Source organism: Kitasatospora sp. NPDC048715 (assembly GCF_043198905.1).
Lineage (GTDB): Bacteria > Actinomycetota > Actinomycetes > Streptomycetales > Streptomycetaceae > Kitasatospora > Kitasatospora lactacystinica.
Genome location: NZ_JBICVH010000003.1, coordinates 56,831 through 82,694, shown reverse-complemented (window position 1 = coordinate 82,694; position 25,864 = coordinate 56,831). Strand labels below are relative to the sequence as shown.

At 75.2% G+C, this 25,864-nt stretch carries 22 protein-coding genes and 1 pseudogene; 9 read left to right on the top strand and 14 right to left on the bottom strand.

What is annotated here, in order from left to right; translation table 11 throughout:
• Positions 1-30 precede the first annotated feature (30 nt).
• Complete coding sequence (locus tag ACGFSC_RS07095; RefSeq protein WP_359898724.1) at positions 31-465, top strand: hypothetical protein; 435 nt, start codon at positions 31-33, stop codon at positions 463-465.
• Positions 466-486: 21 nt separating this feature from the next.
• Here the strand turns inward: ACGFSC_RS07095 and ACGFSC_RS07090 are convergent, their stop codons facing one another.
• A complete protein-coding gene (locus ACGFSC_RS07090) occupies positions 487-1,143 on the bottom strand; it encodes a DUF3592 domain-containing protein (protein ID WP_359898722.1) in 657 nt (218 codons plus the stop codon).
• A 407-nt stretch (positions 1,144-1,550) separates the two neighbouring features.
• On the opposite strand from ACGFSC_RS07090, the gene ACGFSC_RS07085 reads away from it, so the two are divergent.
• The 3 genes from ACGFSC_RS07085 to ACGFSC_RS07075 are packed head-to-tail and all read left to right on the top strand — an operon-like array spanning position 1,551 to position 4,995.
• A complete protein-coding gene (locus ACGFSC_RS07085) occupies positions 1,551-2,075 on the top strand; it encodes a PadR family transcriptional regulator (RefSeq protein WP_359898720.1) in 525 nt (174 codons plus the stop codon).
• Positions 2,072-2,764: an ABC transporter ATP-binding protein gene (locus tag ACGFSC_RS07080; protein ID WP_359898718.1), complete on the top strand. Its 693-nt coding sequence runs from the start codon at positions 2,072-2,074 to the stop codon at positions 2,762-2,764. Before ACGFSC_RS07085 ends, ACGFSC_RS07080 begins: the two co-directional genes overlap by 4 nt.
• Entirely contained in the window at positions 2,761-4,995 is a 2,235-nt protein-coding gene (locus tag ACGFSC_RS07075; protein ID WP_359898716.1) for an FtsX-like permease family protein, read from the top strand. Before ACGFSC_RS07080 ends, ACGFSC_RS07075 begins: the two co-directional genes overlap by 4 nt.
• Before the next feature lie 35 nt (positions 4,996-5,030).
• On the opposite strand, the gene ACGFSC_RS07070 is transcribed toward ACGFSC_RS07075, so the two are convergent.
• Both ACGFSC_RS07070 and ACGFSC_RS07065 read right to left on the bottom strand, forming a co-directional pair.
• Positions 5,031-5,492, bottom strand: coding sequence for an NUDIX domain-containing protein (locus ACGFSC_RS07070; protein WP_359898714.1), 462 nt, complete (start codon positions 5,490-5,492; stop codon positions 5,031-5,033).
• A gap of 21 nt (positions 5,493-5,513) precedes the next feature.
• On the bottom strand, positions 5,514-6,983 hold the full coding sequence (locus tag ACGFSC_RS07065; protein WP_359898860.1) for an SDR family NAD(P)-dependent oxidoreductase: 1,470 nt from the start codon (positions 6,981-6,983) through the stop codon (positions 5,514-5,516).
• A 376-nt stretch (positions 6,984-7,359) separates the two neighbouring features.
• Here ACGFSC_RS07065 and ACGFSC_RS07060 point away from each other — a divergent pair, with 376 nt between their 5' ends.
• Positions 7,360-8,799, top strand: coding sequence for a GuaB1 family IMP dehydrogenase-related protein (locus tag ACGFSC_RS07060; RefSeq protein WP_359898712.1), 1,440 nt, complete (start codon positions 7,360-7,362; stop codon positions 8,797-8,799).
• 179 nt (positions 8,800-8,978) lie between these two features.
• Here ACGFSC_RS07060 and ACGFSC_RS07055 read toward each other — a convergent pair.
• Positions 8,979-9,692 (bottom strand): annotated as a pseudogene (locus tag ACGFSC_RS07055) (DUF5995 family protein); the annotation flags it as partial.
• A 197-nt stretch (positions 9,693-9,889) separates the two neighbouring features.
• Between ACGFSC_RS07055 and ACGFSC_RS07050 the strand changes: the two are divergent.
• The gene (locus ACGFSC_RS07050) at positions 9,890-10,720 is read left to right on the top strand and encodes a poly-gamma-glutamate hydrolase family protein (protein ID WP_380349766.1); all 831 of its coding nucleotides are present in this window, start codon (positions 9,890-9,892) and stop codon (positions 10,718-10,720) included.
• 98 nt (positions 10,721-10,818) lie between these two features.
• Here the strand turns inward: ACGFSC_RS07050 and ACGFSC_RS07045 are convergent, their stop codons facing one another.
• Both ACGFSC_RS07045 and ACGFSC_RS07040 read right to left on the bottom strand, forming a co-directional pair.
• On the bottom strand, positions 10,819-11,208 hold the full coding sequence (locus ACGFSC_RS07045) for a DUF3224 domain-containing protein (protein ID WP_359898709.1): 390 nt from the start codon (positions 11,206-11,208) through the stop codon (positions 10,819-10,821).
• A 162-nt stretch (positions 11,209-11,370) separates the two neighbouring features.
• Positions 11,371-12,462 (bottom strand): PP2C family protein-serine/threonine phosphatase, encoded by a 1,092-nt coding sequence (locus ACGFSC_RS07040; protein ID WP_359898707.1) that lies wholly within the window; start codon positions 12,460-12,462, stop codon positions 11,371-11,373.
• A gap of 267 nt (positions 12,463-12,729) precedes the next feature.
• On the opposite strand from ACGFSC_RS07040, the gene ACGFSC_RS07035 reads away from it, so the two are divergent.
• On the top strand, positions 12,730-13,707 hold the full coding sequence (locus tag ACGFSC_RS07035; protein ID WP_359898705.1) for a pseudouridine synthase: 978 nt from the start codon (positions 12,730-12,732) through the stop codon (positions 13,705-13,707).
• Positions 13,708-13,735: 28 nt separating this feature from the next.
• Here ACGFSC_RS07035 and ACGFSC_RS07030 read toward each other — a convergent pair whose 3' ends face one another.
• The 3 genes from ACGFSC_RS07030 to ACGFSC_RS07020 form a co-directional block, all read right to left on the bottom strand.
• Positions 13,736-14,140, bottom strand: a complete 405-nt coding sequence (locus ACGFSC_RS07030; protein ID WP_359898703.1) for a nuclear transport factor 2 family protein — start codon at positions 14,138-14,140, stop codon at positions 13,736-13,738.
• Between the two features lie 176 nt (positions 14,141-14,316).
• Positions 14,317-18,000 carry a SpoIIE family protein phosphatase gene (locus ACGFSC_RS07025; RefSeq protein WP_359898701.1) on the bottom strand — a complete coding sequence of 1,228 codons (3,684 nt, stop codon included), beginning with the start codon at positions 17,998-18,000 and terminating at the stop codon, positions 14,317-14,319.
• 266 nt (positions 18,001-18,266) lie between these two features.
• Positions 18,267-19,751, bottom strand: a complete 1,485-nt coding sequence (locus ACGFSC_RS07020; protein WP_359898699.1) for an MFS transporter — start codon at positions 19,749-19,751, stop codon at positions 18,267-18,269.
• Positions 19,752-19,872: 121 nt separating this feature from the next.
• Between ACGFSC_RS07020 and ACGFSC_RS07015 the strand changes: the two genes are divergently transcribed.
• Entirely contained in the window at positions 19,873-20,418 is a 546-nt protein-coding gene (locus ACGFSC_RS07015; RefSeq protein ID WP_359898698.1) for a helix-turn-helix domain-containing protein, read from the top strand.
• Between the two features lie 142 nt (positions 20,419-20,560).
• On the opposite strand, the gene ACGFSC_RS07010 is transcribed toward ACGFSC_RS07015, so the two are convergent.
• The 4 genes from ACGFSC_RS07010 to ACGFSC_RS06995 form a co-directional block, all read right to left on the bottom strand.
• Complete coding sequence (locus ACGFSC_RS07010; protein WP_359898696.1) at positions 20,561-21,742, bottom strand: alpha/beta hydrolase; 1,182 nt, start codon at positions 21,740-21,742, stop codon at positions 20,561-20,563.
• 160 nt (positions 21,743-21,902) lie between these two features.
• Entirely contained in the window at positions 21,903-22,535 is a 633-nt protein-coding gene (locus ACGFSC_RS07005; protein WP_359898694.1) for a hypothetical protein, read from the bottom strand.
• A 370-nt stretch (positions 22,536-22,905) separates the two neighbouring features.
• The gene (locus tag ACGFSC_RS07000; RefSeq protein WP_359898692.1) at positions 22,906-23,970 is read right to left on the bottom strand and encodes a serine hydrolase domain-containing protein; all 1,065 of its coding nucleotides are present in this window, start codon (positions 23,968-23,970) and stop codon (positions 22,906-22,908) included.
• Positions 23,971-24,129: 159 nt separating this feature from the next.
• Entirely contained in the window at positions 24,130-24,543 is a 414-nt protein-coding gene (locus ACGFSC_RS06995; RefSeq protein WP_359898690.1) for an HIT family protein, read from the bottom strand.
• 181 nt (positions 24,544-24,724) lie between these two features.
• On the opposite strand from ACGFSC_RS06995, the gene ACGFSC_RS06990 reads away from it, so the two are divergent.
• Complete coding sequence (locus ACGFSC_RS06990; protein ID WP_359898688.1) at positions 24,725-24,913, top strand: DUF1508 domain-containing protein; 189 nt, start codon at positions 24,725-24,727, stop codon at positions 24,911-24,913.
• Positions 24,914-25,054: 141 nt separating this feature from the next.
• Here the strand turns inward: ACGFSC_RS06990 and ACGFSC_RS06985 are convergent, their stop codons facing one another.
• Positions 25,055-25,750 (bottom strand): MSMEG_1061 family FMN-dependent PPOX-type flavoprotein, encoded by a 696-nt coding sequence (locus ACGFSC_RS06985; protein WP_359898686.1) that lies wholly within the window; start codon positions 25,748-25,750, stop codon positions 25,055-25,057.
• Between the last annotated feature and the right edge of the window lie 114 nt (positions 25,751-25,864).

Here is a 25,864-nt window from a genome sequence, read left to right as displayed (position 1 = left end):
GCGGATCGTCGTGAGGGACAGGGGAGTTGCATGGGCGCCAGCGCCTGGTCGTACGCGGTTCCCCACCGGGAGGACCTCCAGGCCGCCCTGGACGCGCTGAGGGAGAAGGTCTTCAGCGAGGACGAGTCCTACCGGGAGGAGGGGCTCGGATCGCTCGCGGAGCTCATGGTCTCCGGCCGGCTCGACGAGCAGGGAGCCCACTCCGTGCTCGACGTGGTCACCGTGGTCCACTGCGCCGTCGACGAGGAGGACCACGGCGACGTCCGGGTGGTGGAGGGTGCCGAGGTCGTGGAGCTGTTCGGCACCGGCCGGCCTTCGCTGGACATCGTCCGCGCCGCCGAGGAGAAGGGCGTGGGTGACATCGACTTCCCGCCCTCCTTCCGGGGCTCGGGCTGCTGCACGGTCACCTACGGGCCGGACGGCGCTCCTGACGGCCTCTACTTCTGGGGCGTCACCGGCGACTGACGGGCCGGGCCCCGGGCCCGGTCAGTCCTCGCTGCGGTGGCCGGCGCGGCCGCTCCAGCGGGGTTCGAGGCGGGCCCAGCCGGTGCTCCAGGCGGTCTCGGCGCGGCGGTCGAGGGCGTGCAGGCGCAGCCGGAGGGCGAGCGCGAGCAGGGCCAGGAGAGCGAGGAGGGCTCCGGCGCCCGTGCAGGCGGCGGAGACCGCGAGGGCCGCGCGGTCGGCCGGGGGAGCGGAGACGGCGCCGGCCGGGTCGACCCAGACGGGGACGTGGCTGCCGGTGACGGCGGAGTGCGGGGCCTGGACGGTGCCGACGTGCCGGGTACCGTCGGGGGCGGTCCAGGCCGCGTCGGCGTCGATCCGGTTGCTGTAGCCGCCGGCGAAGCGGCTGCCGGCGGCGGTGGCGCGGTCCGGGACGCCGCGGACCACGGCGTCGACCTGCTGCAGCCGTGCGCGGTCGGTGTCGGCCAGGTGGGCGGTGGAGCGGTAGAGCAGCAGGGAGCCGCCCGCGGCGAGGGCGAGCGCGAGCACCGCGCCGAGCAGGGCGGACAGCCAGGCGCGGGCCCGGGAGCGGTCGAGGGGGCGGACGAGCGGCTCGTGCCGGGCACCGAGGGCCCGCCGCAGCTGTCGGCCGGCGCGTCGGGGGAGCGACGCGGGCCGGGCCGGACGGGGTGTGCTGGACACGGTGAGGGCTCCTCAGGGACGCGGGGGCGCGGGGTGGTTCCCGCCCCAATGTCCCCCCGGCGGGCCTCCGCGCACAAGACTCGTGCGCGCCCGGAGGATCGCCAGGGCCGCTCGGCCCCGCGGTCGGGACGTTCGGCCCTCGGCATTCGCCGGGCGGTCCGGGCAGGCTGGGTAGCGGCGGCGCCCTCCCGGTGCTTGGGCGCGGCCGTGGCCCGGTTCGGCCGTGGGGGCGCCGGGTCGAGGTATGGGGCAGGGGGTGGTCGTGGGGTCACCCCCTGCCTGTGCCGTGCCCGGTACCTGCCCGCTCTCCGCCCCTGCCCCGCAGGGAAGCTGACGACGTCCCAGGTCATGGCTGTATTCTGCCCAGATATACACTCGGGGTATACGCCGGGTGTATGTTTCCCTCCATGAGTGTTCCTTTGACCCTCCTGGGGCTGCTGGAGCGTGAGCCCAGCCACGGCTACGACCTCAAGCGCGACTACGACTCCCTCTTCGGCCGCGGCAAGCCCCTTCCGTACGGTCAGGTCTACGCGACCCTCGGCCGACTGGCCCGCGACGGCAAGGTGATGGCCGGCGAGGCGGAGCCCGGCGACGGGCCCGAGCGCAAGCGGTACGTCATCACCGAGACCGGGGCGACCGAGTTCGAGACCTGGCTGCGGGAACCGGTCGCACCCGAGCCCAACCTCCAGTCCGTGCTGTTCACCAAGGTGGTGCTGGCCCTGATGCTGGGCCGCGACGCCGAGCACTACCTGGACACCCAGCGCGCCGCCCACCTGCGCCGGATGCGCGAACTCACCGAACTGCGCCGCACCGGCGCCCTGGTGGACGCCCTGCTCGCCGACCACGGCCTGTTCCACCTGGAGGCCGACCTGCGCTGGATCGACCTCACCGCCGCCCGCCTGGACGCGCTCGCCGCGGAGGTGAACGCGTGACCGCCGTGATCGAGGCCCGGGACATCGCCCTCGCCTTCGGGGAGACCCCCGCCCTGCGCGGGGCCAGCCTGTCCGTCCAGGCCGGCGAGGTGCTCGCCATCATGGGCCCCAGCGGCTCCGGCAAGTCGACGTTACTGCATTGCCTGGCCGGCATCCTGGTGCCCGATGCGGGGGAGGTGCTGTTCGACGGGCAGCGCCTGGACACCATGCCGGAGGCCCGGCGCAGCGCCCTGCGCCGGGACAGGTTCGGCTTCGTCTTCCAGTTCGGCCAGCTGGTACCGGAGTTGACGGCCGAGGAGAACGTCGCGCTGCCGCTGCTGCTGAACGGCGTGCGCCGCTCCGCCGCGCTGGCCCAGGCCCGCCCCTGGTTCGCCCGGCTCGGCCTGGACGGCCTGGAGGAGCGCCGCTCCGGCGAGCTGTCGGGCGGTCAGGCGCAACGGGTCGCGCTGGCCCGCGGGCTGGTGGCCCGCCCGCAGGTGCTGTTCGCCGACGAGCCGACCGGCGCGCTGGACTCGCTGACCGGCGAGCAGGTGATGGAGCTGATGGTCGCCTCGGCCAAGGAGCAGGGCACAACCGTCGTCCTGGTCACCCACGAGGCCCGGGTCGCCGCGTACGCGGACCGCGAGGCGGTCGTCCGCGACGGCAGGGCCCGTACGCTCTCGGCCGGAGCCGGAACGGTGGCCCCGTGATCGCCTTCTCGCTCCGACTGGCCGTCAGCGGCGGCCGGGAGGCGGTGGCCCGGCTGCTGATGATCGCGGCGGCGGTCGCGGTCGGGGTCGGGCTGCTGCTGTCGACCTGCTCCGGAGTCAACGCGATCGGCCGCGCCAACGCGCGGCAGCTCTGGATGAACACGGGCGTCAAGGACGCGACCGCGGCCACCACGGCGGACCCGCTCTGGTGGGGCGCCCGGGCGGACTACTACCGCGGGAGGACCGTCTTCCGGGCCGATGTCGCCCCGACCGGTCCCACCTCGCCGCTGCCGCCCGGCCTGAGCCGGCTGCCCGCGCCCGGCGAGTACTACGCCTCGCCCGCACTGGAGAAGCTGCTGCGCGACACCCCGGCCGTCGAACTGGCCGACCGCTTCCCGGGGCGGCTGGTCGGCACCGTCGCCGACGCCGGGCTGCCCTCCCCGGACAGCCTCGTGGTGGTCGTCGGCCGCACGGTGGACGAGGTCAGGGCGCGGCCGAGGCCCACCACCGTCACGAGCATCGCCACCGCGATGCCCGCCGACTGCTCCCGCGACTGCTACGGCGCGGGCGTGCACGGCGACGCGCTCCTGCTGGTCCTCACCGTGGTCGCGGCGGCGCTGATCTTCCCGGTGCTGATCTTCATCGGCACCGCGACCCGGCTGTCCGCCGCCACCCGCGAGCAGCGCTACGCCGCGATGCGCCTGGTGGGGGCGACGCCCGGCCAGGTGTCGGTGATCTCGGCGGTGGAGTCCACGGTGGCGGCGGTGCTCGGCACGGCCGTCGGCTTCGGCCTGTACGTCGCGCTGAAACCGCTGGTGGCCGACGTGCCGTTCACCGGCGACCGCTTCTTCGCCTCCGACCTGAGCCTGACCCTGCCGCAGGTGGCCGGGGTGGTGCTGGGCGTGCCGACGGCGGCCGCGCTCGCCGCCCGGTTCGCGCTGCGCCGGGTCACCATCTCGCCGCTCGGGGTCTCCCGCCGGGTCACCCCGAAGCCGCCGAGCGCGTGGCGGCTGGCGCCGCTGGTGGCCGGTCTCGCCGAGCTCGGCTACTTCGTCGGCGACCATCCGAAGACCACCAACGGGCAGTCGTTGGCGTACCTCAGCGGCTTCGTCCTGGTCATGCTCGGCCTGGTGATCGCCGGTCCGTGGCTCACCATGGCGACCGCCCGGGCGGTGGCCCGGCGGACCAGCCGACCGGCCTCGCTGATCGCGATGCGCCGCCTGTCGGACGACCCGAGGGCGGGCTTCCGCTCGGTCGCCGGCCTGGTGCTGGCGCTGTTCGTGACCACCGGGACCCTGGCCATCATGAGCACCATCAACGCCAACCAGGGCATGCTGGACGGCGCCCCCGAGGTGCGCAAGGCGATCGTGGCCACCCCGTTCGGCAACCGGGACGACGCGACCCCGCTGCCCTCGGTGCCCGATCGCGTGCTGGCGCAGGCCCGGGCCGTCCCCGGGTTCCGGGGGATCGCCCTGGTGCACGACAACCCGGCCGGGATCGGCGCGTACCAGCGGGGCGAGCGACGGATGGTGCCCAGCCTGGTGAACTGCTCGGAACTCGCGCAGATCCCCGTGGTCGGCCACTGCGCGCCCGGAGCCGCCGTCGCGGCCGTCGACCCGTTCCAGTTCGTCGACCTGCTGGACGCCTCCCAGCACGAGTGGCCGGCCGCGCAGATCCCCGCGGCGGAGGTGGCCGAACTTCCGGTGCGGATGCTCTACGCCACCACCGACGGGGCCGAGGCGGCCAAGGAGCAGCTGCGGACGCTGTTCATGAAGGAGTTCCCGACCTACGAGCCGCGGTTGGCCGAGGACTGGGCCTCCGGCGGGCAGAAGAAGCTCCAGGGCTGGCGGCAGCTGGCGAACGTGGTGCTGCTGACCACCCTGCCGGTCGCCGGGTGCAGCCTCGCGGTGAGCGTGGTCGCCGGACTGTCCGACCGCAGGAGGCCGTTCGCGATGCTGCGGCTGACCGGCGCACCGCTGCGGCTGCTGCGCCGGGTGGTCGGGCTGGAGAGCGCGCTGCCGCTGCTGGTGGTCTCGGCGCTCGCGATCGGTACCGGCTTCGCCGCGGCGGCGATGTTCCTCACGGCGCAGATGGGCTACGACCTGGTGTCGCCGGACCTGACGTACTACGGACTGACCGGCTTCGGCATCGTCGCCTCGCTCGGCATCATCGCCTCCACCCTGCCGCTGCTGAAGCGGATCACCGGGCCGGAGGCGGCCCGCAACGGCTGACCGCCCCGGCCCGGGGGCTGCCCCGCCGCCCGCCCTCAGCGGGCGACGGGGTAGCCGTGCGTCCCGGCCCGCACCTGCGGGGACAGCCCCGGCAGCCAGCTGCCGAGGACCAGCGCGGACGGGTAGAACATCGGCTCCGGCAGCGCGTCCACCGGGAAGCGCTCCCAGCCGGCGCAGGCGTGCGGCTCGGTGACCACGGCCTCGGCCAGGCTGGGCGGCGCCAGCACGGCCGCGGTCAGCCGGGGCCGGCCGAGCTCGTGGTCGAGGTGGACGGCGAGCACCCGCATCTCCTCGGCGGGCAGCACGATGCCGGTCTCCTCGGCGAGTTCGCGGGCCGCGGTCCGCTCGAAGGACTCGCCGAGGTCGACCTTGCCGCCGGGCAGGCTCCAGGTGGGCGGCTCGCCGGCGGTGGTCCGGCGGCCGATCAGCACCCGGCCGTCCCCGGTGGGCACGATGATCCCCGCGCCGAGCAGCGGTGCGGTCGGTGCTGTGCTCAACTCGCCATCTCCTTCAGCAGGTCACCAGTTGGCGCGGTCGTAGTCCTTGAGGAAGCAGCCGTACAGGTCCTCGCCGGCCTCGCCGCGCACGATCGGGTCGTACACCCGCGCCGCGCCGTCGACCAGGTCGAGCGGGGCGTGGAAGCCCTCGTCGGCGAGCCGCATCTTGTCCGGGTGCGGGCGCTCGTCGGTGATCCAGCCGGTGTCCACGGCGGTCATCAGGATGCCGTCGGACTGGAACATCTCCTCCGCGCTGGTGCGGGTGAGCATGTTGAGCGCGGCCTTGGCCATGTTGGTGTGCGGGTGGCCGGCGCCCTTGTAGCCGCGCGCGAACACGCCCTCCATCGCGGAGACGTTGACCACGTACTTGCGGCGGGACGAGGAGGCGGCCATCGCCGGGCGCAGCCGGCTGATCAGGATGAACGGCGCGGTGGAGTTGCAGAGCTGGACCTCCAGCAGCTCCATCGGGCCGACCTCCGAGACGGTCTGCACCCAGCTGTTGGTGTCCGCGAGGTCGGGCACCAGGCCGCCGGCGTCGATCGCGGTGCCGGCCGCGATCCGGGCGGGCGTGGCGGAGCCGGTGACCAGGGCCAGCGAGGTGACGTCCTCGGCGGTGATCCGCTCCACGTCGCCGCCCGCCTGGTGGGGGAGTGCGGGCAGGTCGACGCTGCCGCTGCCGAAGCGGCCGATGGTGGTGGCCTGCGGCAGCTCGCCGGCCGGCAGCGGCGCGGACTCCGCGTTCACCAGCTCGCGGTAGGACTCCGGCGGGCGGCGCACGGTCTGCGCGGCGTTGTTGATCAGGATGTCCAGCGGGCCGTCGGCGGCGACCTCGTCGGCCAGCGCCAGCACCTGGGCCGGGTCGCGCAGGTCGATGCCGACGATCTTGAGGCGGTGGATCCACTCGGCGCTGTCCGGCATCGCCTTGAAGCGGCGGATCGCGTCGTTCGGGAAGCGGGTGGTGATGGTGGTGTGGGCGCCGTCGCGCAGCAGCATCAGCGCGATGTACATCCCGATCTTGGCGCGGCCGCCGGTGAGCAGCGCGCGCTTGCCGGTGAGGTCGGCGCGGGCGTCCCGGCGGGCGCGGTTCTTGACCGCGCAGCTCTGGCAGAGGTTGTGGTAGAAGGCGTCGACCTCGACGTACCGCTGCTTGCAGGTGTAGCAGGAGCGCGGGCGCTCCAGGATGCCGGCGATCTCGGTGGTGGTGACGGTGGTCAGGCCGAAGGCGCCGGCCGTCTCGTCGTCGATCCGGCTCGGCGCACCGGTGGCGGTGCGGGCGGTGACCTCGCGGTCGTTGGCGGTCTTGCGGGCCCGGGTCTCCTGGCGGCGACGCTGCTTCAGGGTGCGGAATATGCCGCCGACGGCCTGGCGGACGGTGATCGCGTCCGGGTGGTCCACGTGCAGCTCGTCGAGCTCGGCGATCACCTCCAGGCAGAGCTTCAGCCGCTCGGGGTCGAGGCCGGGACCGTAGTCGATCTCCTCGGCGTCCCCGATCCCGTCCGGCGCGAGGTCCGGCCGCGCGATGTCCGTCTGTTCGATGTCCGTCTGCCCGATGCTCACGCCTGCTGCCGCTTTCCCGTTCGCCACGCCCACACGCGTGAAGCCATGCCCGTTACCGCGTGAATGCTACGGGAGCGGTCCGGACCGGGGCGAAAACCGGACGTCGGAGGGGGTCTTTGGATGATCCTCCATGTCTACGCGCGGAGCATTGATCACGGTTTGTGGACAGCCCCAGCAAAGCTCCTCGAACTGGCTTTTGACCCCGCCCTCACGGAGAATCGAATGCTGGGTGCCGGGCGCCCGAGTGCGCTCCGGCGGCATCGCCGCAACCGCACCCGAGGTGTATCCCCCAGCCAGAGAGCCCTTCTTCATGCGCTTCCTGAACGACCTCAAGCCCTCGTACGACCTGACGTACGACGACGTCTTCATGGTCCCCAGCCGTTCCGCCGTGGGCTCCCGGCAGGGCGTGGACCTCTCCTCGAACGACGGCACCGGCACCACCATCCCGCTGGTCGTGGCCAACATGACCGCCATCGCCGGCCGCCGGATGGCCGAGACCGTCGCCCGCCGCGGCGGCCTGGTCGCCATCCCGCAGGACATCCCCACCGAGGTCATCGCCGAGGTCGTCTCCTGGGTCAAGCAGCGCCACCTGGTCTTCGACACCCCGATCACGCTCGCCCCGGGCGCCACCGTGGCCGAGGCCATCTCGCTGCTGCCCAAGCGCGCCCACGGCGCCCTCGTGGTGGTCGAGGACGGCAGGCCGGTCGGCGTGGTCACCGAGTCCGACTGCCAGGGCGTGGACCGCTTCACCAGCCTGGCCGACATCATGTCCCGCGAGCTGCTGGTGCTGGACGAGGGCATCGACCCGCGGACCGCCTTCGACAGGCTCACCGAGGCGCACCGCAAGCTCGCCCCGGTCGTGGACGGCGAGGGCCGGCTGGTCGGCCTCCTCACCCGCAAGGGCGCGCTGCGCGCCACCCTCTACACCCCGGCCGTGGACGCGGCCGGCAAGCTGCGGATCGCCGCCACCGTCGGCATCAACGGCGACGTCGCGGGCAAGGCCGAGGCGCTGATCGAGGCCGGCGCCGACGTGCTGGTGGTCGACACCGCGCACGGCCACCAGGAGTCCATGATCAGCGCGCTGCGCGCGGTGCGCGGACTGGACCCGCAGGTCCCGATCGTGGCCGGCAACGTGGTCTCCGCCGTCGGTGTCCGCGACCTGGTCGAGGCGGGCGCCGACATCCTCAAGGTCGGCGTCGGCCCCGGCGCCATGTGCACCACCCGGATGATGACCGGCGTCGGCCGGCCGCAGTTCTCCGCCGTCCTGGAGTGCGCCGCCGAGGCGCGCCGGCTCGGCAAGCACGTCTGGGCGGACGGCGGCGTGCGCCACCCGCGCGACGTCGCGATGGCGCTGGCCGCCGGCGCCTCCAACGTGATGATCGGCTCCTGGTTCGCCGGGACCTACGAGTCCCCGGGCGACCTCCAGACCGCGGCCGACGGCCGCCAGTACAAGGAGAGCTTCGGCATGGCCTCGGCCCGTGCGGTGAGCAACCGCACCGCCCAGGACTCCTCGTACGACCGCGCCCGCAAGGCGCTGTTCGAGGAGGGCATCTCGCACTCCCGGATGTTCCTCGACCCGGCCCGCCCGGGCGTCGAGGACCTGATCGACTCGATCATCGCGGGCGTCCGCAGCTCCTGCACCTACGCGGGCGCCGCCAGCCTGGAGGAGTTCCACGAGAAGGCGATCGTGGGCATCCAGAGCGCGGCCGGCTACGCCGAGGGCAAGCCGCTGCACTCCAGCTGGGCCTGATCGCCGCCGGCGCCCGCCGCGCCCGCGTCCGTACCGCCGGCCGTCCGGTTCCTCGCCTCGGGGAGCCGGGCGGCCGCGGCCGTCACGGGGGCCTGACGCCCGGTGCCCGGCACGCCGTCCGGCCCGGTGCCCGGCACGCCGTCCGGCCCGGCGTCCGACCCGGGTGGGAGCAGTGCTCCGAGCGGGAGCAGCAGGGCGCGGCCGAGCAGTCCGACCGAACCGTCCAGCGCGGCGGCGAAGGCCCGGGCCGCGCCCGGCAGGTACCGCAGCTCCCACAGCGCCTCCACCGCGCTCCAGGCGCCCTCCCGGGCGGCCCCGACCGACCAGACGCCGAGCAGGTGGGGGAGCGGCTCGGCGAGCTCCAGCAGGTCGGGCCCGGGCATCAGCTGCTCCCGGACGGCCGTCTCCACCTCGGCCAGCACCCGGTTGATCCGGTGGTAGTCCTCCTCGACGGCGGCGGGCTCGCAGCCCCGGCGGCGGCAGGTGTCCACGACGGCCAGCGGCAGGTCGTGCTGGATGTGGGCGTTCATCCCGGCCAGTGCGAACTGCAGCGGGTGCACTCCCGGGTGGGCGCGCAGCGCGAACAGCGGCCGCCAGCAGGCGGGCGGCTCCCGTCCGGCCGCGTCGGCGGCCACGGCCCGCAGGTAGTACCCGGCGAACACCACGTCCAGCTCGGCCGTCGCCCGCGGGTCGACGAAGCACCCGCGGTCCAGCCGGTCGCGGACCGCCTGCGTCACGGTGAGGTAGATCCGGTTGAAGACCGCCACCCCGTCGGCCGGGGGCAGCCCCGCCCCGATCCGCCGCAGCCGGTCGATCACCCGCCCGACCGCGGCCGTCCTCGTGGCCGCCCGCGCCCCCGCTGCCGTCGTACGATCCACCGTCGTGCCGGGCATGCGCCACCCTCCGATGCCGATCGTGCACTGATCGCATCATCGTGACAGCGCGGGCGGGTGCCCGGTGGACGCAGCACGAGCCCGTCGAGCCGGTGTCACACGATCAGGCTGATTCCTTCCGTGGCACGGCACGTATTCGGTCATGACGTTGCAGGGGCTTTGCCGATCCCCCACCTCCTGCCATCATCCCTGCCGTGATCAACCGACGAACCCTCATCGCCGCGTTCGCCGCGGCCCCGGCCCTCGGCACCCTCGGTGCCGTCGTGGGAAGCACCCCCGCGAGCGCCGCCGCCGACCTGTACCCCTCCAACACGGCCCTCTACGCCAGCCCGACCGTGGTCGAGGGCGTGGACTACGGCCGCCGCTACCGCCGGCACCTGATGGACGACCAGAGCCTGCAGGGCCGCACGTCCGTCGTCCGGACGACCGTCATCGCCCCGCACGGCGGCGGCATCGAGGTCGGCACCTCCGAACTCTGCCTGGCCGTCGCCGGCTACCACCCGGCCGATCTCGCGCCGACGCCGGCCGCCGGGCCGACGCACGACTTCTGGATGTTCGAGGGCCTGCGCTCCTCCAACAACAGCGAGCTGCACGTCACCTCGACCCACTGCGACGACGGCGTGGCCCGGGCGATGTGCGGCGGCAGCCTCAACGTGGTGTCGCTGCACGGCTGCACCGCCGCCCAGGCCGGCCTGGAGGCCGGTGCCCAGGCCGTGCTGGTCGGCGGCCTGAACGCCACCCTCCGCCAGTACCTGATGGAGGAGTTCGCGGCGGCGGGCATCCGGGCGGTGACCGCCTCCGGCGAGGAGGAGATCGCGGGCATCTCCCCGGAGAACATCTGCAACCGCAGCCTGCTCGGGATGGGCGCCCAGCTGGAGATGACCACCGAGCTGCGGGCCGCGATGTTCGCCCCGGGCAAGAACACCCGCGCCGACCGGGCGACCAACACCCTGCCGCTGTTCTGGAGCTTTGCGACCGCGGTCCGGGCCGCGATCCGGCGGCTGGAAGCGGGCCAGCCCGTCCTCTGACGGGCCGACAGCCGGACAGTCGGACAGCTGGGCAGCTGGGCAGCCGGCCGCGGCGCGCGCGGCCGGCGTCAGCCCGGCTCGTACGCCAGGACGTGGCGTCAGCCCAGCTCGTACTCCAGGACGTAGGTGTGGGTGCCGGACCCGTCGACGGCCAGCCGGAACTCCCCGGTGATCCCGGCCAGCTCGCCCGCGCCCGTGCCCGGCACCACGCGTATCGTCGTGCCGGTGGCGTCCCAGGCCGTGTGCTGGAGCACGAACGAGCCCGCGCGCCTGTCCAGTTCACCCGTCACGTGCTCCACCGCGACGTACGAGGCCGGGCTGCCGGAGGGGCCCGTGACGGAGAGCATCCGCACCTCGCTCGCCCCGCTCAGCCCGCCCGTGAAGGTCTTGGCGATCCGGACCCGCCCGAAGGCCGCGCCCTCCCGCTCCTCCGTCTCCACCGGCTCGAACGCGGTGAGCTCGAACGACCCGCTCGCCCTGTTCCCCATGGCACCGTCCCCTCGTCGACCGTCCACTGCTGGGCGGTCGGCTCCCCGCCGACCGCGAACCGAGCCTTGCACACCCCTCTGACAATCGCGTCCGGGCCGCTCGCCGGAGCCGCCGGAGCCGCCGGAGCAGCCGGAGCAGCCGGAGCCGCCGGAGCGGCCCGGTCACGGCTCCCAGCGGATCGCCAGCACCGCCGCGTCGTCGGCCAGCCCGGTGGCCCCGACCCAGTCGCCGACGTCCTCCAGCACGGCGTCCAGCAGGTCCGCCGGCGAGCCGCCGTGCAGGCCGGGCAGCCGCTCCGCGATCGGGTAGAACCGGCCCCCGGCGTCCCGGGCCTCGGACACCCCGTCGGTGTGCAGGAGCAGGACGTCACCCGGCTCCGGCTCGAAGCGCCGGTCCGGGTACCCGCCGCCGGTGAGCCCGAGCAGCCCCAGCGGCGGCGCCGGGAACGGCGGCTCCAGCTCGCTCACCCGGCCCGCCCGGCGCAGCAGCGGGGGCGGGTGGCCGCAGTTCACCAGCCGCACCGGCCCCCGGTCCGCCGCCACGTCGAGCAGCAGCGCGGTGGCGAACCGCCCCTCGTCCGACGGACGGGCGGCGAGCGCCGCGTCCAGCCGCTCGGCGAGCCGGCCGGGATCGGGTTCGGTCCGGGCGGCCTCCCGGAACACCCCGAGGACGTCCGCCGCCGTCTCCACCGCCGGCAGTCCGTGCCCCTGGACGTCCGCGAGCAGGATGCGCACCCCGAAGCGGGTCTCCACCACGGCGTACAGGTCCCCGCCGATCCGCGCCTCGGCGGCCGCCGCCACGTACCGCACCGCCACGCGCAACGGCCCGATCCGCTCCGGCGGCGGGCGCAGCAGGGCCCGCTGCGCCGCCTCGGCCACCGTCCGGACCTGGAACAGCTCCCGCTCGCGGGCCGCCACCAGGACGACACTGGCGGCGCTGGCCAGGGTCGAGGCCAGGACGGTGACCGGCACGCTGATCCGGACCGAGAGCGGCAGCTGCGCGTTGGCCGACTCCAGCAGCCCGACGGTGAGCAGCGCCACCGCACCGACCAGCAGCGGCACCCGGGCCCGCCGGGTGGTCGCGCCGGCCAGCACCGGGGCCACCGCGAGCAGCGGGGCCAGGGTGGTTCCGGGCCCGATCGCCAGTGCGGCCACGACGGCGGCGACCAGCAGCAGGAGCGCGCCGTAGAGCAGCAGCCGGGTCCGCCTCGGCAGGTGCAGCGGCGGCACCCCGTCCGGGCCGTCGGCGGTCACGCGTCCTCCAGTGGTGCCGGTCGGTCGCTCCGGCGGGTCGATCCCGGGGGTGGTCCGGCCGGTCGGTCTGCTGATCGGTCGGTCGGTCGGTCGGTCGGGGCGGGTCCGGCCGGGTCGGTCCGGCCGCACCCCGGTCCGCCGGCCGCCCGGCGTACGGTCGGAGGCCCCCGGCGGAACGAGGGCCTCCGGTCCACTGTCCCCGCCCGGACCCGGGTCAGCACCTCGGCCGCGGGCCGCGCGCCGGCGCGCACTACGCTGGGCCGGGAGATGAGACGCAAGAGCCGCCGACCGGCCTCCCCCCTTCCGCAGCGCCACGGCGTGGACCCGGTGCACCTCCGGCTGCCGCTCGAAGGCCCCTGGCCGACGGTGCGGGACCACCTGGTGGACCGGCTGCCCGCCGTCCCGGCCGAGCGGATCGACGCGGCCCTGCGGGACGGCGAGATCGTCGGCGAGCACGGCCCCGTCGCCCCGGCGGAGCCGTTCCGGCCCGGCGCCCACCTCTGGTTCCACCGGGACCGGCCCGAGGAGGTGCGCGTCCCCTTCGAGCTGGTCGTGCTGCACCGCGACGAGCACCTGGTGGTCGTCGACAAGCCGCACTTCCTGGCCACCACCCCGCGCGGCCGACACGTGGCCGAGACGGCGCTGTCCCGGCTGCGGCACAGCCTCGACCTGCCCGCGCTCAGCCCCGCCCACCGCCTGGACCGGCTCACCGCTGGCCTGGCCATGTTCGTCGTCCGCCCGGAGGACCGCGGCGCCTACCAGACGCTGTTCCGGGACCGCCTGGTGCGCAAGGAGTACCGGGCGATCGCCGCGTACGACCCGGAGCTGAGCCTGCCGCGCACCGTGCGCAGCCACATCGTCAAGGAGCGCGGGGTGATCGCCGCGCGGGAGATCGACGCCCCGCCGAACAGCGAGAGCCGGATCGACCTGCTGGAGCGCCGCGACGGCCTGGCCCGCTACCGGCTGCGGCCGCTGAGCGGGCGCACCCACCAGCTGCGGCTGCACATGTGCGGCCTCGGACTGCCGATCCTCGGCGACCCGGTCTACCCGGTGGTGCTGCCCGAGCCGGCCCCGGACGACTTCCGCGGCCCGCTGCAGCTGCTCGCGTCGACCGTCGAGTTCACCGACCCGCTGACCGGCCGCGAGCGCCGTTTCGAGACCCGCCGCACGCTGGCCGCCTGGACCGACCCCCACGGCTGGGCCGACGGCGCCGCGACCGGGTCCCAGGACGTTCACGGCCCCTGAGGGGCGGTCCGCGCGGAGCGGGCCGCGGTCAGGCCAGCAGCGTCCGGGCCACGTGGTCGGTGTCCAGGTACTCGCGGACGGCGGTGATCAGGCCGTCCGTCACGGTGAACACCCCCAGGCAGTGGTTCTCGTACGCGGCGCCGTTGGCGGCCGTGCCGACGGTGGTCCACTCGGCCACCGCCTGCGGGCCGTCGGCGAGGACGTGGGTGAGGGTGATGACCGGCAGGCCGTCGGCGGCGAACAGGGCACCGACCCGGCCGAGGAAGTCCCCGAAGATCTCCTGCTTGCCGTGCCAGGTGCGGGAGAGCGGGAGGCCGCCCGGGTAGCTCCAGGTGGCGTCCTCGGCGAACAGGGCGATCGCGGCCTCGCGGTCGCCCGCCGCGAGGAGGGTGACGTAGTCGGTGACGACGGTGCGGGCGTCGGGGTGCTGCACGGTGGGCTCCTGCGGTTCGTCCGGGCGGGGCCGTCCCGCTCGTGGCACCAGACAACCGCCGGGGCGGCCCGCCGGGCCAACAACCGCGGGCGACGGCCCGACAACCGTCCGTTGTCCATGCGGGCGGGGCGGCCGCCCGGGCGGGTGGGCGGTTGCTCGCGCGGGTGGGCGGCCGTTCAGGCGGGCGGGGCGGTCCCCGGGGGCAGCTCCAGCTCGAACCAGACCACCTTGCCGTCCTTGGTCCGGCGGCTGCCCCAGCGGTGCGCGAGCTCGTTGACCAGGTGGATGCCCCGGCCGCCCTCGTCCTCGGTGCGGGCACGGCGGATCCGCGGTACCTCGGACTCCTGGTCGGCGACCTCGACGGTGAGCACCCGGTTGCAGTACAGCCGCAGCTGGGTGGGCGATCCGGCGTGCACCAGGGCGTTGGTGATCAGCTCGCTGGTGAGCAGTTCGGCCCAGTCGGCGAGCGCGTCGAGCCCCCAGGCGGTCAGCGTCTCGCGGGTGAAGCGGCGCGAGTGGGCGACCATGGCGTGGTCCCCGGTGAGCGGGAGGGTGGCGATCCGGTCGGCTCCCCGCGGCCGGACCTGCGCCATGATGACGGCGATGTCGTCCTCGCCGGTGGTCTCGGTGAGCCGGCTCAGGACGGCCTCGCAGGTCTGCTCCAGCGAGTCGCGCCGGTCGGCGACGGTCCGGCAGAGCAACTCCAGCCCCTCGTCCAGGTCCTGGCCCCGGCGCTCGACCAGGCCGTCCGTGTAGAGCGTGAGGATGCCCTCCTCGGGGAGGGTGAACTCGGCGTTCTCGAAGGCGACTCCGCCCACCCCGAGCGGAATGCCGGACGGCAGCTCGACCAGGTGCGCCCGCCCCTCGGTGTCGGCGACCACGGGCGGCAGGTGCCCGGCGCTGGCCGCGGTGCAGTGGCGGTCCACCGGGTCGTACACCACGCAGACGCAGGTGGCGAACTGGCCCTCGCCGACCGTCGCGGTCGCCTCGTCCAGCCGGTACAGCACCCGCGCCGGGTCCAGGTCCAGGGTGATCAACGTCCGTGCCACCGTGCGGAGCTGGCCCATCGTGGCGGCGGCCCGGATGCCGTGGCCCATCACGTCGCCGACGATCAGCGCGACCCGCCCGGAGGACAGCGGCACCACGTCGAACCAGTCGCCGCCGACCTCGCTGACCACGCTGCTCGGCAGGTAGCGGTAGGCGAGGTCCAGCCCGAGGGTGCGGTGCACCTCCTGCGGCAGCAGACTGCGCTGGAGGGTGAGCGCGGTGTCCCGCTCGCGGCGGTAGAGCCGGGCGTTGTCGATCGCCAGCGCGGTGCGGGCGGCCAGCTCCTCGGCCAGCGAGCGGTCCTCCGGGCCGAACGGTGCCGGGTTGCGGGTGCGGACGAACTCCGCGCCGCCCAGCACGTGTCCGCGCGCCACCAGCGGCACCATCAGGTACGAGTGCACCCCGGCGTCCAGGCTCGGCTGCACCCGGTCGGGCGAGGCGACGATCCGGCTCAGCTCCTCCTCGGTCACCTCGGCGACCAGGATCGAGCGCCGGGTGCGCAGGCTCTGCGCGTACAGGCCGGCCGACTGCGAGGTCTCGCCCACCTCGTCGGCGGCCTCGTGCATGGCGCCGTCCGAGCCGGTGTCGCCGACCGCGACCGCCCGCATCAGCACCGGTCCCTCCGCCGGGACGGCCCCGGGCTCCTCGCCGCTGAGCACCGCCTCGCGCAGGTCCACGGTGACGAAGTCGGCGAAGCGCGGGATCACCACCTCCACCAACTCCCGGGCCGTGCGGTACAGATCGAGCGTGGTGCCGATCCGGTTGCTGGCCTCGTTCAGCAGCGACAGCCGCTGCTGGGCGGCCCACGCCTCGTCCAGCGCCCGCTGCCGGGCGGCGGCCGCGTCGCGCTCGCGGGTGAACAGCAGCGCGTTGTCGATCGAGACGGCCGCCCGCAGCGCCAACTCCCCGGCCAGCGCCACGTCGGCCTCCTCGTACGGGCGCTCGACCAGGGTGCGGTAGAAGCCCGCCACGCCGACCGGCGTGCCGCGCGCGATCAGCGGGACCGCCATGAACGACTGCACGTTCTGCTCCCGGACGGCGGCCCGGCGCACCGGGTCCTCGGCGAACCAGGCCATGCCCTCCTCGTCCATCCGCGGCACCAGCACCGGCTTGCGGTGCGCCAGGCACCACGCGTACGGCGAACCGGGCAGGAAGCGGTGCAGGTTGCCGGTGCGGTCGATCGGGGCCAGGGTCGAGCCGCGCACCGAGTGGAAGGCCATCCGCCGCAGCAGCGCCGAACCGTCCACCGGGGCGGTCGCCTCGCGCTCGCCGCGGACCAGTTCCTCCAGCACCTCCACCACCACCGTGTCGGCCAGCCTCGGCGTCGCCACCTCGGCCAGCTCCTGGGCGGTCTGGGCGAGATCGAGCGTGGTGCCGATCCGGGTGGAGGCCACGTTGACCAGCGCCAGGCGCTCCTGCGCGGCCTTGGCCTCGCGCAGCGCCTGCTGCCTCGCCAGCACCGTCCGGTGCTGGCGCAGGTACAGCCGGGCGTTGTCGATCGCGACGGCGGCGCGCGAGGCCAGCTCGTCGCCGAGCGTGATGTCGGCCGCCGCGAAGGACTCCCGCGAGCCCCGCCGCGAGTACACCACCATGCCGAGCGTCGTGCCGCGCGCCACCAGGGGGGTGATCCGCACCGACCGCGGGCGGTCGCCGAAGAAGGCCTGGCGGCGGGTCTCGTTGAGGCGCTCGCTCAGCGCCGGCAGCTCCCAGGACGGCACCACCACCGTGCGCCCGCCGGTCAGCGCCCGGGCGTACGGGGAGTCCGGCGGCAGCTCGTACACGGCGTCCAGCGGCAGCGCCTCGGCCGGGTACTGGTTGTCGGCGGAGGCGATCGCCAGGCGCCGTACCAGCAAGGGGGCGTCCGGCGGGGACGGCTCGACGCTCCGGCCGGCCACCAGTTCCTCCAGCCCGAACACCGCGCTGATGTCGGCGACCCTGGGGACCATCGCGTCAACCAGTTCCCGGGCGGTCTGCCGCAGGTCCAGCGTGGTGCCGATCGAGGCGGTCGCGTCGACCAGCAGGGACAGCCGCTCCTGGGCGCGGGCCGCCCGGGCGTCGGCGTGGAACCGCTCGGTGATGTCGATGACGGTCGCGCACACCCCGAGCACCCGGCCGCCGCGGTCCCTCAGCCGGAAGTAGGAGGCCGACCAGGCGTGGTCGTGGCTCGGGTCGCCCGGGGTGCGGCCGTGCGCGAGGTCGTCCACCACCGGCTCGCCGCTCTCCAGCACCCGGCGCATCACCGCCTCGGACTCGGGGCCGTTGATCCTGGGCAGCACCTCGGTGAGCCGTCGGCCCAGCGGGCCTTCGACGCTCAGGCCGTTGGCGTCCGCCAGCGCCTCGTTCAGCCGGACGAAGCGCAGGTCGGTGTCGAACACCGCCATGCCCACCGGGGACTGGGTGAAGAACCCGTCGAGGAGGGCCAGGTCGGCCTGGAGCCGGTGCAGCGTGGTCACCTCGGAGGCGACCGCCAGCACCATCGGGGCGCCGCCGGGGCCGAGGATCGGATGGGTGCGGAACTCCAGGTCCACCAGGTGCCCGTCCCGGTGCCGGACCGGGAAGACCCCGGACCAGGGCCGGCCCGCCAGGATCTGCCGGAACAGCTGGAGCACCTCCGGCCGGTGCTCGTCGGAGGTCAGCAGGGTCGCCGCCCGGGCACCCACCGCCTCCCGCGCCGGGTGTCCGAGCAGTGCCTCCGCGTCACTGCTCCAGTGCAGGATGCGTCCGTCGGCGTCGATCAGCGCAGTGGCGATCGGCACCATCAGCAGGGCGTCCTGCCGAGGCTGCCCCGCGCGCTGCGCGTAGTGGTCCACCATGGCCAGAGAACCGTCCCAGAAACCGTCCGGAGATCGTTCCCACCAGCAACTGCCATCTTCGCACGCGCTCCCGGGCGGCCGCTCACCGTGGCAGCGGGCGCCCGGGGCGCTCCGGGAGGACGTCCGGCCACGGTCCGGGGTCGGCGTCCGGCGACCGGCCCGGGTGGCGCCCGGGCGGCGGCGCCGGTGGGAGCCCGGTCCGGTGGGAGCCCGGTCCGGTGGGTGGTCCGGTGGGTGGGACGTCGGGCGGGCCGACGTCCGGTGCGTCACCGCAGGGCCGTGCGCCGGCGGGCCGGCTGTGCGGTGTCCGTCCCCGCGCCCGAGCGGGCTTCGGCGGCGCGGGCGGCGAGGGCGAGCAGCGCGCCGGCCAGGCAGAGGGCGGCCGCGACCAGGACGGCCCGGTCGGCGCCCGCCGCCAGGGCGCGGGCCGCCGCCCCGGGGTCGGGCGAGCCGGGCCGGGCGGATCCGGCGACAGCGACCGTGACCGCCACGCCGAGGGCCGAACCCAGGTAGCGGGAGGTGTTGTTGGCGCCGGAGCCCATCGCCGCCCGGTGCGCCGGAACGCTGCCGATCGCCAGCCGGGCCAGGGCCGCGTTGAGCACCCCGCTGCCGACGCCCGCGACCGCGAGCCCCGGCACCAGCCGCAGCCAGGACGAGCCGGGCGCGAGCCCGTACAGTCCCAGCTCGCCCGCGCCGCAGACCAGCAGGCCGAGGGAGACCTGGGCGGTGGCGGACAGCCGGGCGGCCAGGCGGCGGGCCTGGAGCGCGGAGACCACCGACAGGCCCGACCACAGGGCCAGCACGCCGGCCGCGGCCGGACCGGACAGGCCGAGCACGCCCTGGAGCAGGCTGGGCAGGCAGCTCATGAAGCCGACCAGCGACAGCCCGGTGAACAGCGCCCCGCCGGTGGCCGCGACGAAGCCGGGATCGCGGAACAGGGCGAGGTCCAGCATCGGTTCCCGAACCCTCGCCTCGACCACCGCGAACGCCGCCAGCAGCAGCACCCCGCCGGTCAGCAGCGCCACCGCGGTGGGCCGCCCCCAGCCGTCGCGGCCCTCGGCCAGTCCGGCGATCAGGCAGGAGGTGCCGGCGGCGAGGGTGAGTACCCCGTACGGGTCGAGCGCTCGCGGCCGCTCGGCCCGCGACTCGGTGAGGACGGCGACGGCGAAGCCGGCCACCACGGCCGAGCCCGCCGCGATGCCGCCGCCGACCGCGCGCCACCCGGCCCACTGCTGGACCAGCGCGCCGTACACCGGCCCGACCGCGATGCCGAGGCCGACCGCCGCGCCCCAGACGCCGAGTGCCCGGATCCGGTCGGGCCCGGGCGGGTGGGCGTGGCCGATCAGGCCGAGTGCGGGGGCCAGGACGGCCGCCGAGGCGACGCCGAGGAGCACCCGGGAGGCCAGGTAGACGGCGCCGCCGGGGGCGAGTGCGGCCAGTGCCTCGGCGGCCGTGAACAGCAGCACGCCGAAGGTGAAGACCCGCTTGCGGCCGTGGTCGTCGGCGGCGCTTCCGGCGGTGAGCAGCAGCGCGGAGATGCCGACCAGGGTGCCGGTGAGGATCCAGGTGCGGCCGGCGGCGCCCAGGTGGACGGCCTGGGCGGTGGCGGCGAGCGAGGCGGTGGGGGCGGTGTACGCGACGGTGGTCAGGGCGGTCGCCGCCGCGGTGGTCGCCAGCGTGGCGGCGGGCCGGAGGAGCGGGCCCGGGGCTGTGGGGGAGGCGGGTGAGGAGCCAGGTGGTGCGGGGGACATGGGTGTTCCCTCCGGGGGCCGGACCCATTGGTCTGGTGAATGAACCTTCATCTCGGGCGGCACGCTACCACCGTCAGTCTGTTCATTGAACCCGTAATGGGGGTGGACTAGGCTGACGCCCATGGCCCTGGGAACCGACTACGAGCTGCAGGAGTGCGCACTGGCCCGCGCCCTGGAGGTGGTCGGCGAGCGCTGGAGCCTGCTGATCGTGCGCGACGCGTTCTACGGGGTGCAGCGTTTCAACGACTTCCTCGCCCACCTCGGCATCCCGCGCGCCGTCCTCACCTCGCGCCTCAACGCCCTGGTCGCGGCCGGGGTGCTGCGCAAGGAGCCGTACCAGCGGGCGCCGCTGCGCCACGGCTACCTGCTCACCGGGACCGGCCTCGAACTCTGGGGCCCGCTCTACCAGCTGAGCCGCTGGGGTGGCCGGCACGCCACCGACGGCGGCTCGTACCACCTCTTCGCGCACGCCGACTGCGGCACCGACCTCGACCTGGTCGGCGTCTGTCCCGCCTGCGGCGGCGGGCCCGTCCCGCCGACCGCGGTCGTCATGCGCCCCAACCCCGCCCGCGCCGGCTCCCACCGGGAGGACCCGGTCTCCCGCGCCCTGGTCCGCCCCCACCCGCTGCTCGAACCGATCGCCTCGGCGGCGTCCCCGACCGGCTGACCCGCCGGCCCGCACGCCGACGGGGCCCGCACGCCGACGGACCCGAACATCGACGGGCCCGCACGCCGACGGGGCCGCCGGCGTCGTGCCGACGGCCCCGCCCGGGCCGCTGTCAACCGGGAGCGGCGACCGGGGACAGCCCTCAGGGGGTGAAGCGCACCTCCGGGTTGGCGGCGCTCGGCCCGTCGAGCAGCGGCTGCGGGACGCCCTTCAGCTGGAGGTCGAAGAAGGCCCCGACGTACTGCCGGGTGAGCGCGAGGGCGCGCCCGCTCCCGAGGGTGGTGTACGGGCCCTTGGGGAGGCCGAGTCCCTCGAAGAAGACCGGGAGGTCGGTGAAGCTGCCGTGGTCGGAGCCGTCGACGGTCAGCAGGCGCTTCCAGCCGTCCAGCCGGGCCCAGCTCGTGACCCAGGACGGGTCCTCGGCGCCGTCGGCCAGCGGGTGGCCGATCATCATGAACGGCTTGCCGCCGAGGCCGGACTCGGGCACCAGGTAGTGCATGGTGCCGTCCAGGTTGACCCCGGCCCGGATCCGGTCGTCGGTGAGCAGGGCGGGGACGGTGGAGGCGCCACCGGCGGAGTGCCCGGCCATGCCGATCCGGTCGCGGTCGATCAGCCGGGCGTAGCGCCAGGCCGGGTGCGGGCGGTCGGTCAGCCGGTCGATGACGAAGGAGACGTCCTTCGCCCGGCCCGCCTCAAGGCGTGCCGCGGCCGCGTCACCGACGACGATGCCGCAGGCCGTGCAGGGGAGCGTCCGCCCGTCGGGGAAGGTGGTCCCGGTGTTCTCGTAGGTGTGGTCGATCACCGCGACGACGTAGCCGTGGCTGGTCAGGTCCTCGGCGAGGCCGCTGAGCGTGGCGCGCGGCATGGTGAAGCCGGGCGACAGGACCACCAGCGGGTAGTGGCCGCCCTGCGGGCGCGCCCCGGACTCCGACCACGTCCGGGTTCCGGACACCGCCTCGGTCGGGATGGTGTTGCCCGCCACCTTGCCGTCCAGCAGCGCCCGGGCGGCCGCGGGCGTCATGTACGGGGCGGGGGTGCCCGTCCCGGCGTGCGCGGGGTAGTACATCGAGACCATCAGCTGACGCGGACCGGAGGCGGGCACCCACGGGTCCGGACGGTTCCGGTCCACCAGGTGCAGGACCTCCTGCCCGACCGCGTAGGGCCCGGTCGGGCGGGGGAGTTCGATCCGGGCGGCGGCGGTGTCGGCGGCTGTGGTGCCGGAGTTGACGGGCGGCGCGGCCAGGGCCGGCGCGGCGGCGGCGACGGACAGCGGAAGTGCGAGCAGCAGGGCCGCCGCGGCGGCGGTCGTACGGAGTCGGCTCATGCCAGCGACGGTAGGTCGTGGGCAAGGGAACTGACGTCCACTCAGCGGCGTACTGATCCCTTCCGGGGAGGGCTGCCGGCGCCCCTTAGGGGTGGGCGCCGGAAGGGCGGGCGGGTGCCCGCCCGGCGGCGGTCAACCCGCGGCGGTAAACCGACCGGGGTCAACCGGCGGCGGCCGCCCGGAGGTCCTCCAGGAAGTCCGCGGCCGCACGGGCGTTGGGCACCGCGAGGGCCAGCGGGAGACCGGCCGAGTGGGTCCGGATCTCCAACTCGCCGAGACCGGACGCCCGGGCCGAGCGCACCTCCGCCCACCGGTGGGCCTCCGTCGCGGCGAGCGGGTGCGGCGGCCGGTGCACCAGCCCGCCGGCCGTCACCGTCAGCCGCCCCCGGACGAAGCGCACGCTCCCCTCGGTGCGCAGCGTCTCGTGCAGCGCGGCCCGGAACCCGGGGGAGAGGCGCTCCTCCAGCTCCCGGAACAACGCGCCCAGGCCGCGCAGGTGCGCCAGCTCCAGCGGCTCGTCCGCGCCCGCCGGCCATATTCGCCCGTGCTCGGGCACCCCGCGCGGCCCGCCGGGGGAGTACTCGGTGGCCTCCACGGCGCCCCAGGGCAGCGACGTCTCCCCGCCCTCGGCCGGGACCAGCACCAGCCCGCCCTCGTGGACCCGGACGGAGTGCAGCCCGGGCGCGGGGCGCAGCCGCTCGTACCCGCTCACCGCCACCACCGCGGCGGCGGCCAGCACGGGCGAGGGCCACCACCCGCCGAGTGCCACGCAGACCGCCACGGAGACGACCACCCCGCAGGAGTGCAACCACACCCGCGCCGGCCAGGACAGCGGCCGGCACCTCCGGTGCACCCGCACCACCGGGCCGAGTCGACCGGCACCACCGCTCGTCCCGGTGGTGCGGGAAGCGCCGGTCGCACCGGCCGAACCGGAAGCGCCGGCCGACCGCACGCGCGTCGGCGACCACGTCACCGCCATGGCGACCCCCTCTCACTCGGCGGAATCCCCCGTCGGAACCGCGACCGCCGGATCCCAGCATCAACCGCTCGTCGCCGCTGGCGACAGTGCCGATCGGCACCTTTTGGCCCGAATCGGCCCCGCCATCATCGCGCCCCGGCCGGGGCCGCTCACCAGCGGGGGTGCGAACGGGGCGGACCCGCCCTCACCCCGCCGTCGCGAACCCGTTCTGCAGCCCGCGCAGCAGCGCCGTGCCCGCCGGATCGGCCGACCGGCGGGTGTTGACCAGCACCACCACGCCCACCTGCTTCTCCGGGTCGAAGGCGACGAAGGAGCGGAAGCCGCCCGTGCCCCCGTTGTGCCAGATCTGGAGGTGCCCGCCCTGCTGGGCGCGCAGCCGGTGCCCGAGCCAGCCCAGGTGCGTCCAGGCGAACGGGTTGACCCGGTGGCGGGTGTCCCGGGTGAGGGCGATCGCCGGCGACAGCGGCGCGTCCGGCTCGCGCGCGGCGGCCAGTTGGGCCCGCAGGAACACCGCCAGGTCGGCGGCGGTCGAGCGGAGCCCGCCCATGCCGGGCACGGCCGCGAAGGTCCAGGGCGGCACCGGCCGGCCGCCCGGCGTGTGACCGTGCGCCAGGCGTGCGGACCGTTCCCCGTCCGGCCGCAGACCGGTGTCCGCCAGGCCCAGCGGCGCACCGACCTCGCGCGCCACCAACTCCTCGTACCCGAGGCCGGAGCGCTGCGCGAGGGCCAGGCCGAGCAGGCCCGCACCGAGGTTGGAGTAGCGGAATCCACGCCCGGGCGCGGACCGCAGTCGTGTCCGCGCGAGCCCGTCGAGCACCCGCTCGGCGGTGCAACCGGCGTACGGATCGGGCATGTTGGGGGACAGCAGCGACTGCAGCGCCATGCCCCGGGGCAGTCGGGGGAGCCCCGAGGTGTGGGTGGCGAGGTGCCGCAGGGTGATCGGGTCCAGGCCCTTGGCCGGGACGACGGCACGACCGCCCGAGGGCCCGGTGAGCACCTCGGCGAGCGGGTCGTCCAGCCGGACCGCACCGTCGAGGGCCAGCCGCGCGAGCACGAGCGAGGTGAACACCTTGGTGACGGAACCTATCTCGAACAGGGTGCGCGGCCCGGGCACCCCACCACCCGGACCGGTCCGCCCGGCGCCGCGGATCTCCACGTCACCACCGGCCAGCCCGGCGACCACCGCGCCGACGTGGCGGCCCGCGAGCCGGTCGGCCGTCTGCTGCACGAGGCAGGCGAGTTCGTTCATGGTCGCGAGCCTAGACACCCTCACCGGCCGGATCGTCCGCCCGGAAAACGATATCGACCCCCGCCGGTGCTCCCGCGGACGTATCCCCGCCGGTGTTCCCGCAGGCGCACGCCCGGCAGTGGCCCGCACGCCGGCGACGTCCTCGACCCGCCGCGCCGCTCAGTCCTCCAGCGCCTCCCGCAGCCGGCCCGCGACCTCCGCCGCCCCCGCCTCGTCCGGATACCGCCGCCGCGGCCAGAAGAACCCGCGCAGCCCGTCCTTCGGATTGCGCGGCACCACGTGGACGTGCAGGTGCGGCACCGACTGGCTGATCCGGTTGTTCGCCGCGACGAAGCTGCCCGCCGCGCCCAGCCCGCGTTCAACGGCCGACGCCACCCGCTGCACCCGCAGGAAGAACGGTCCCACCTCCGCGGCCGGCAGGTCGGCCAGGGTCGGGTGGTGGGCGCGCGGCACGACCAGCACGTGCCCGGGGAACAGCGGCCGGCGGTCCAGGAAGGCCACCGCGGTCTCGTCGTCCAGCACCCGGTGCGCCGGCTCCTCGCCCGCCACCACCGCACAGAAGACGCAGTCCATCCGTCCATTCAAACCACCGGCGGCCGCCCCGGCACTCCCGCCGGCCCCCGTGGATCCGGCTTCACCCGTCCGGCTCCCGCCCGGGTGCGGCCGCCCCGGCGCCGGGCGCACGGTGGCGCCGGGGCAGGACGGCGGGCGCATCGAGCGTTCCGCGAGGAGGCCCCGCGAGGAGGTGGCCCGGATGCCGGGCAAGTTCGAGGTCTATCAGGACGCCGGCGGCAAGTACCGGTTCCGGCTCAAGGCGGGCAACGGCGAGATCGTCGCCACCGGCCAGGGCTACGCCAGCAAGGACGCCGCCCACAAGGGCGTCGAGGCGGTCCGGCGGGCCGCCGACGGCGCGGCCGTGGAGGACCTGCCCAGGGCGGCCTGAGCGCGCGCCGCCCGGCGACCGGTCCGCCCCGGGGCCGGTCGCCGGGCGTCCCGCTGCGGAGCGGGGTCCGTACGGAGCGGGATCCGTACGGAGCGGGGTCCGTACCGAGCGAGTCCGCGCGGCCCCGGCACCTCACTCGTATCACTCGTACCGGTACAGCAGCGCCTCCCGCTCGTACTGCTCGATCATCTCCACGGTCAGCGACTCGTCCCGCAGGTGCGAGAGCGTGACCTCCGCCGAACTCGGCTGCGCGTCCTTGGCGAGCCAGTTCTCCGGCTTCCACGCCGAGGAGCGCAGGAAGGCCTTCGGGCAGTGCCCGTACACCTCCTCGACGGCGACCACGATCGCGCTGCGCGGCGGCTTGCCGACGGCGGTCAGCTGCCGCAGCAGCTCCGGGTCGGTCGAGACGCAGGCCCGCCCGTTGACCCGCAGCGTGGCGTCCCGGCCCGGGACGACGAAGAGCAGCCCGACCCGGCCGGTCTCCAGGATGTTGTGCAGGGTGTCCAAGCGCTTGTTGCCGGTGGCGTCCGGAATGGCCAGGGTGTACGGGTCGAGCACCGAGACCAGCCCGGCCGGCCCGCCGCGCGGGGAGACGTCGCAGCGTCCGGCGGCGTCGGTGCTGGCCACGAACACCAGCGGGGAGCAGGCGATCAGGCGCTGGGCGACCTCGTGCAGGCGGTCGACCTGCTTGCGGCGGGCCTGGTCGCCGGGCTGCTCGTAGATCTCCCGCAGCTGGGCGGGATCGCTGAGCGCGCCCGCGTGGAGGGCGTCGAACAGGCCGCCCGGCCGGTCCGGCGCGGAGGTTGACGAAACGGCAGATTCCGGTGTGGTCGTCATACCGGGAATGTAGCCGAGGCCGCTCGGCGCACCCCGCCCCCGCACTCCCGCGGCCCTCCGTGAAATTCCGCCCTCGCCCCTCCCCACCAGCGGTTCCACGCTCATAATGGGGGC

Excerpts from the sequence above, each read along its gene's own strand:
- ACGFSC_RS07095 (WP_359898724.1), top strand. The coding sequence starts at position 31 with ATGGGCGCCAGCGCCTGGTCGTACGCGGTTCCCCACCGGGAGGACCTC.
- ACGFSC_RS07085 (WP_359898720.1), top strand. The coding sequence starts at position 1,551 with ATGAGTGTTCCTTTGACCCTCCTGGGGCTGCTGGAGCGTGAGCCCAGC.
- ACGFSC_RS07060 (WP_359898712.1), top strand. The coding sequence starts at position 7,360 with ATGCGCTTCCTGAACGACCTCAAGCCCTCGTACGACCTGACGTACGAC.
- ACGFSC_RS07045 (WP_359898709.1), bottom strand. The coding sequence starts at position 11,208 with ATGGGGAACAGGGCGAGCGGGTCGTTCGAGCTCACCGCGTTCGAGCCG.
- ACGFSC_RS07035 (WP_359898705.1), top strand. The coding sequence starts at position 12,730 with ATGAGACGCAAGAGCCGCCGACCGGCCTCCCCCCTTCCGCAGCGCCAC.
- ACGFSC_RS07025 (WP_359898701.1), bottom strand. The coding sequence starts at position 18,000 with ATGGTGGACCACTACGCGCAGCGCGCGGGGCAGCCTCGGCAGGACGCC.
- ACGFSC_RS07020 (WP_359898699.1), bottom strand. The coding sequence starts at position 19,751 with ATGTCCCCCGCACCACCTGGCTCCTCACCCGCCTCCCCCACAGCCCCG.
- ACGFSC_RS07015 (WP_359898698.1), top strand. The coding sequence starts at position 19,873 with ATGGCCCTGGGAACCGACTACGAGCTGCAGGAGTGCGCACTGGCCCGC.
- ACGFSC_RS07010 (WP_359898696.1), bottom strand. The coding sequence starts at position 21,742 with ATGAGCCGACTCCGTACGACCGCCGCCGCGGCGGCCCTGCTGCTCGCA.
- ACGFSC_RS07000 (WP_359898692.1), bottom strand. The coding sequence starts at position 23,970 with ATGAACGAACTCGCCTGCCTCGTGCAGCAGACGGCCGACCGGCTCGCG.
- ACGFSC_RS06995 (WP_359898690.1), bottom strand. The coding sequence starts at position 24,543 with ATGGACTGCGTCTTCTGTGCGGTGGTGGCGGGCGAGGAGCCGGCGCAC.
- ACGFSC_RS06990 (WP_359898688.1), top strand. The coding sequence starts at position 24,725 with ATGCCGGGCAAGTTCGAGGTCTATCAGGACGCCGGCGGCAAGTACCGG.
- ACGFSC_RS06985 (WP_359898686.1), bottom strand. The coding sequence starts at position 25,750 with ATGACGACCACACCGGAATCTGCCGTTTCGTCAACCTCCGCGCCGGAC.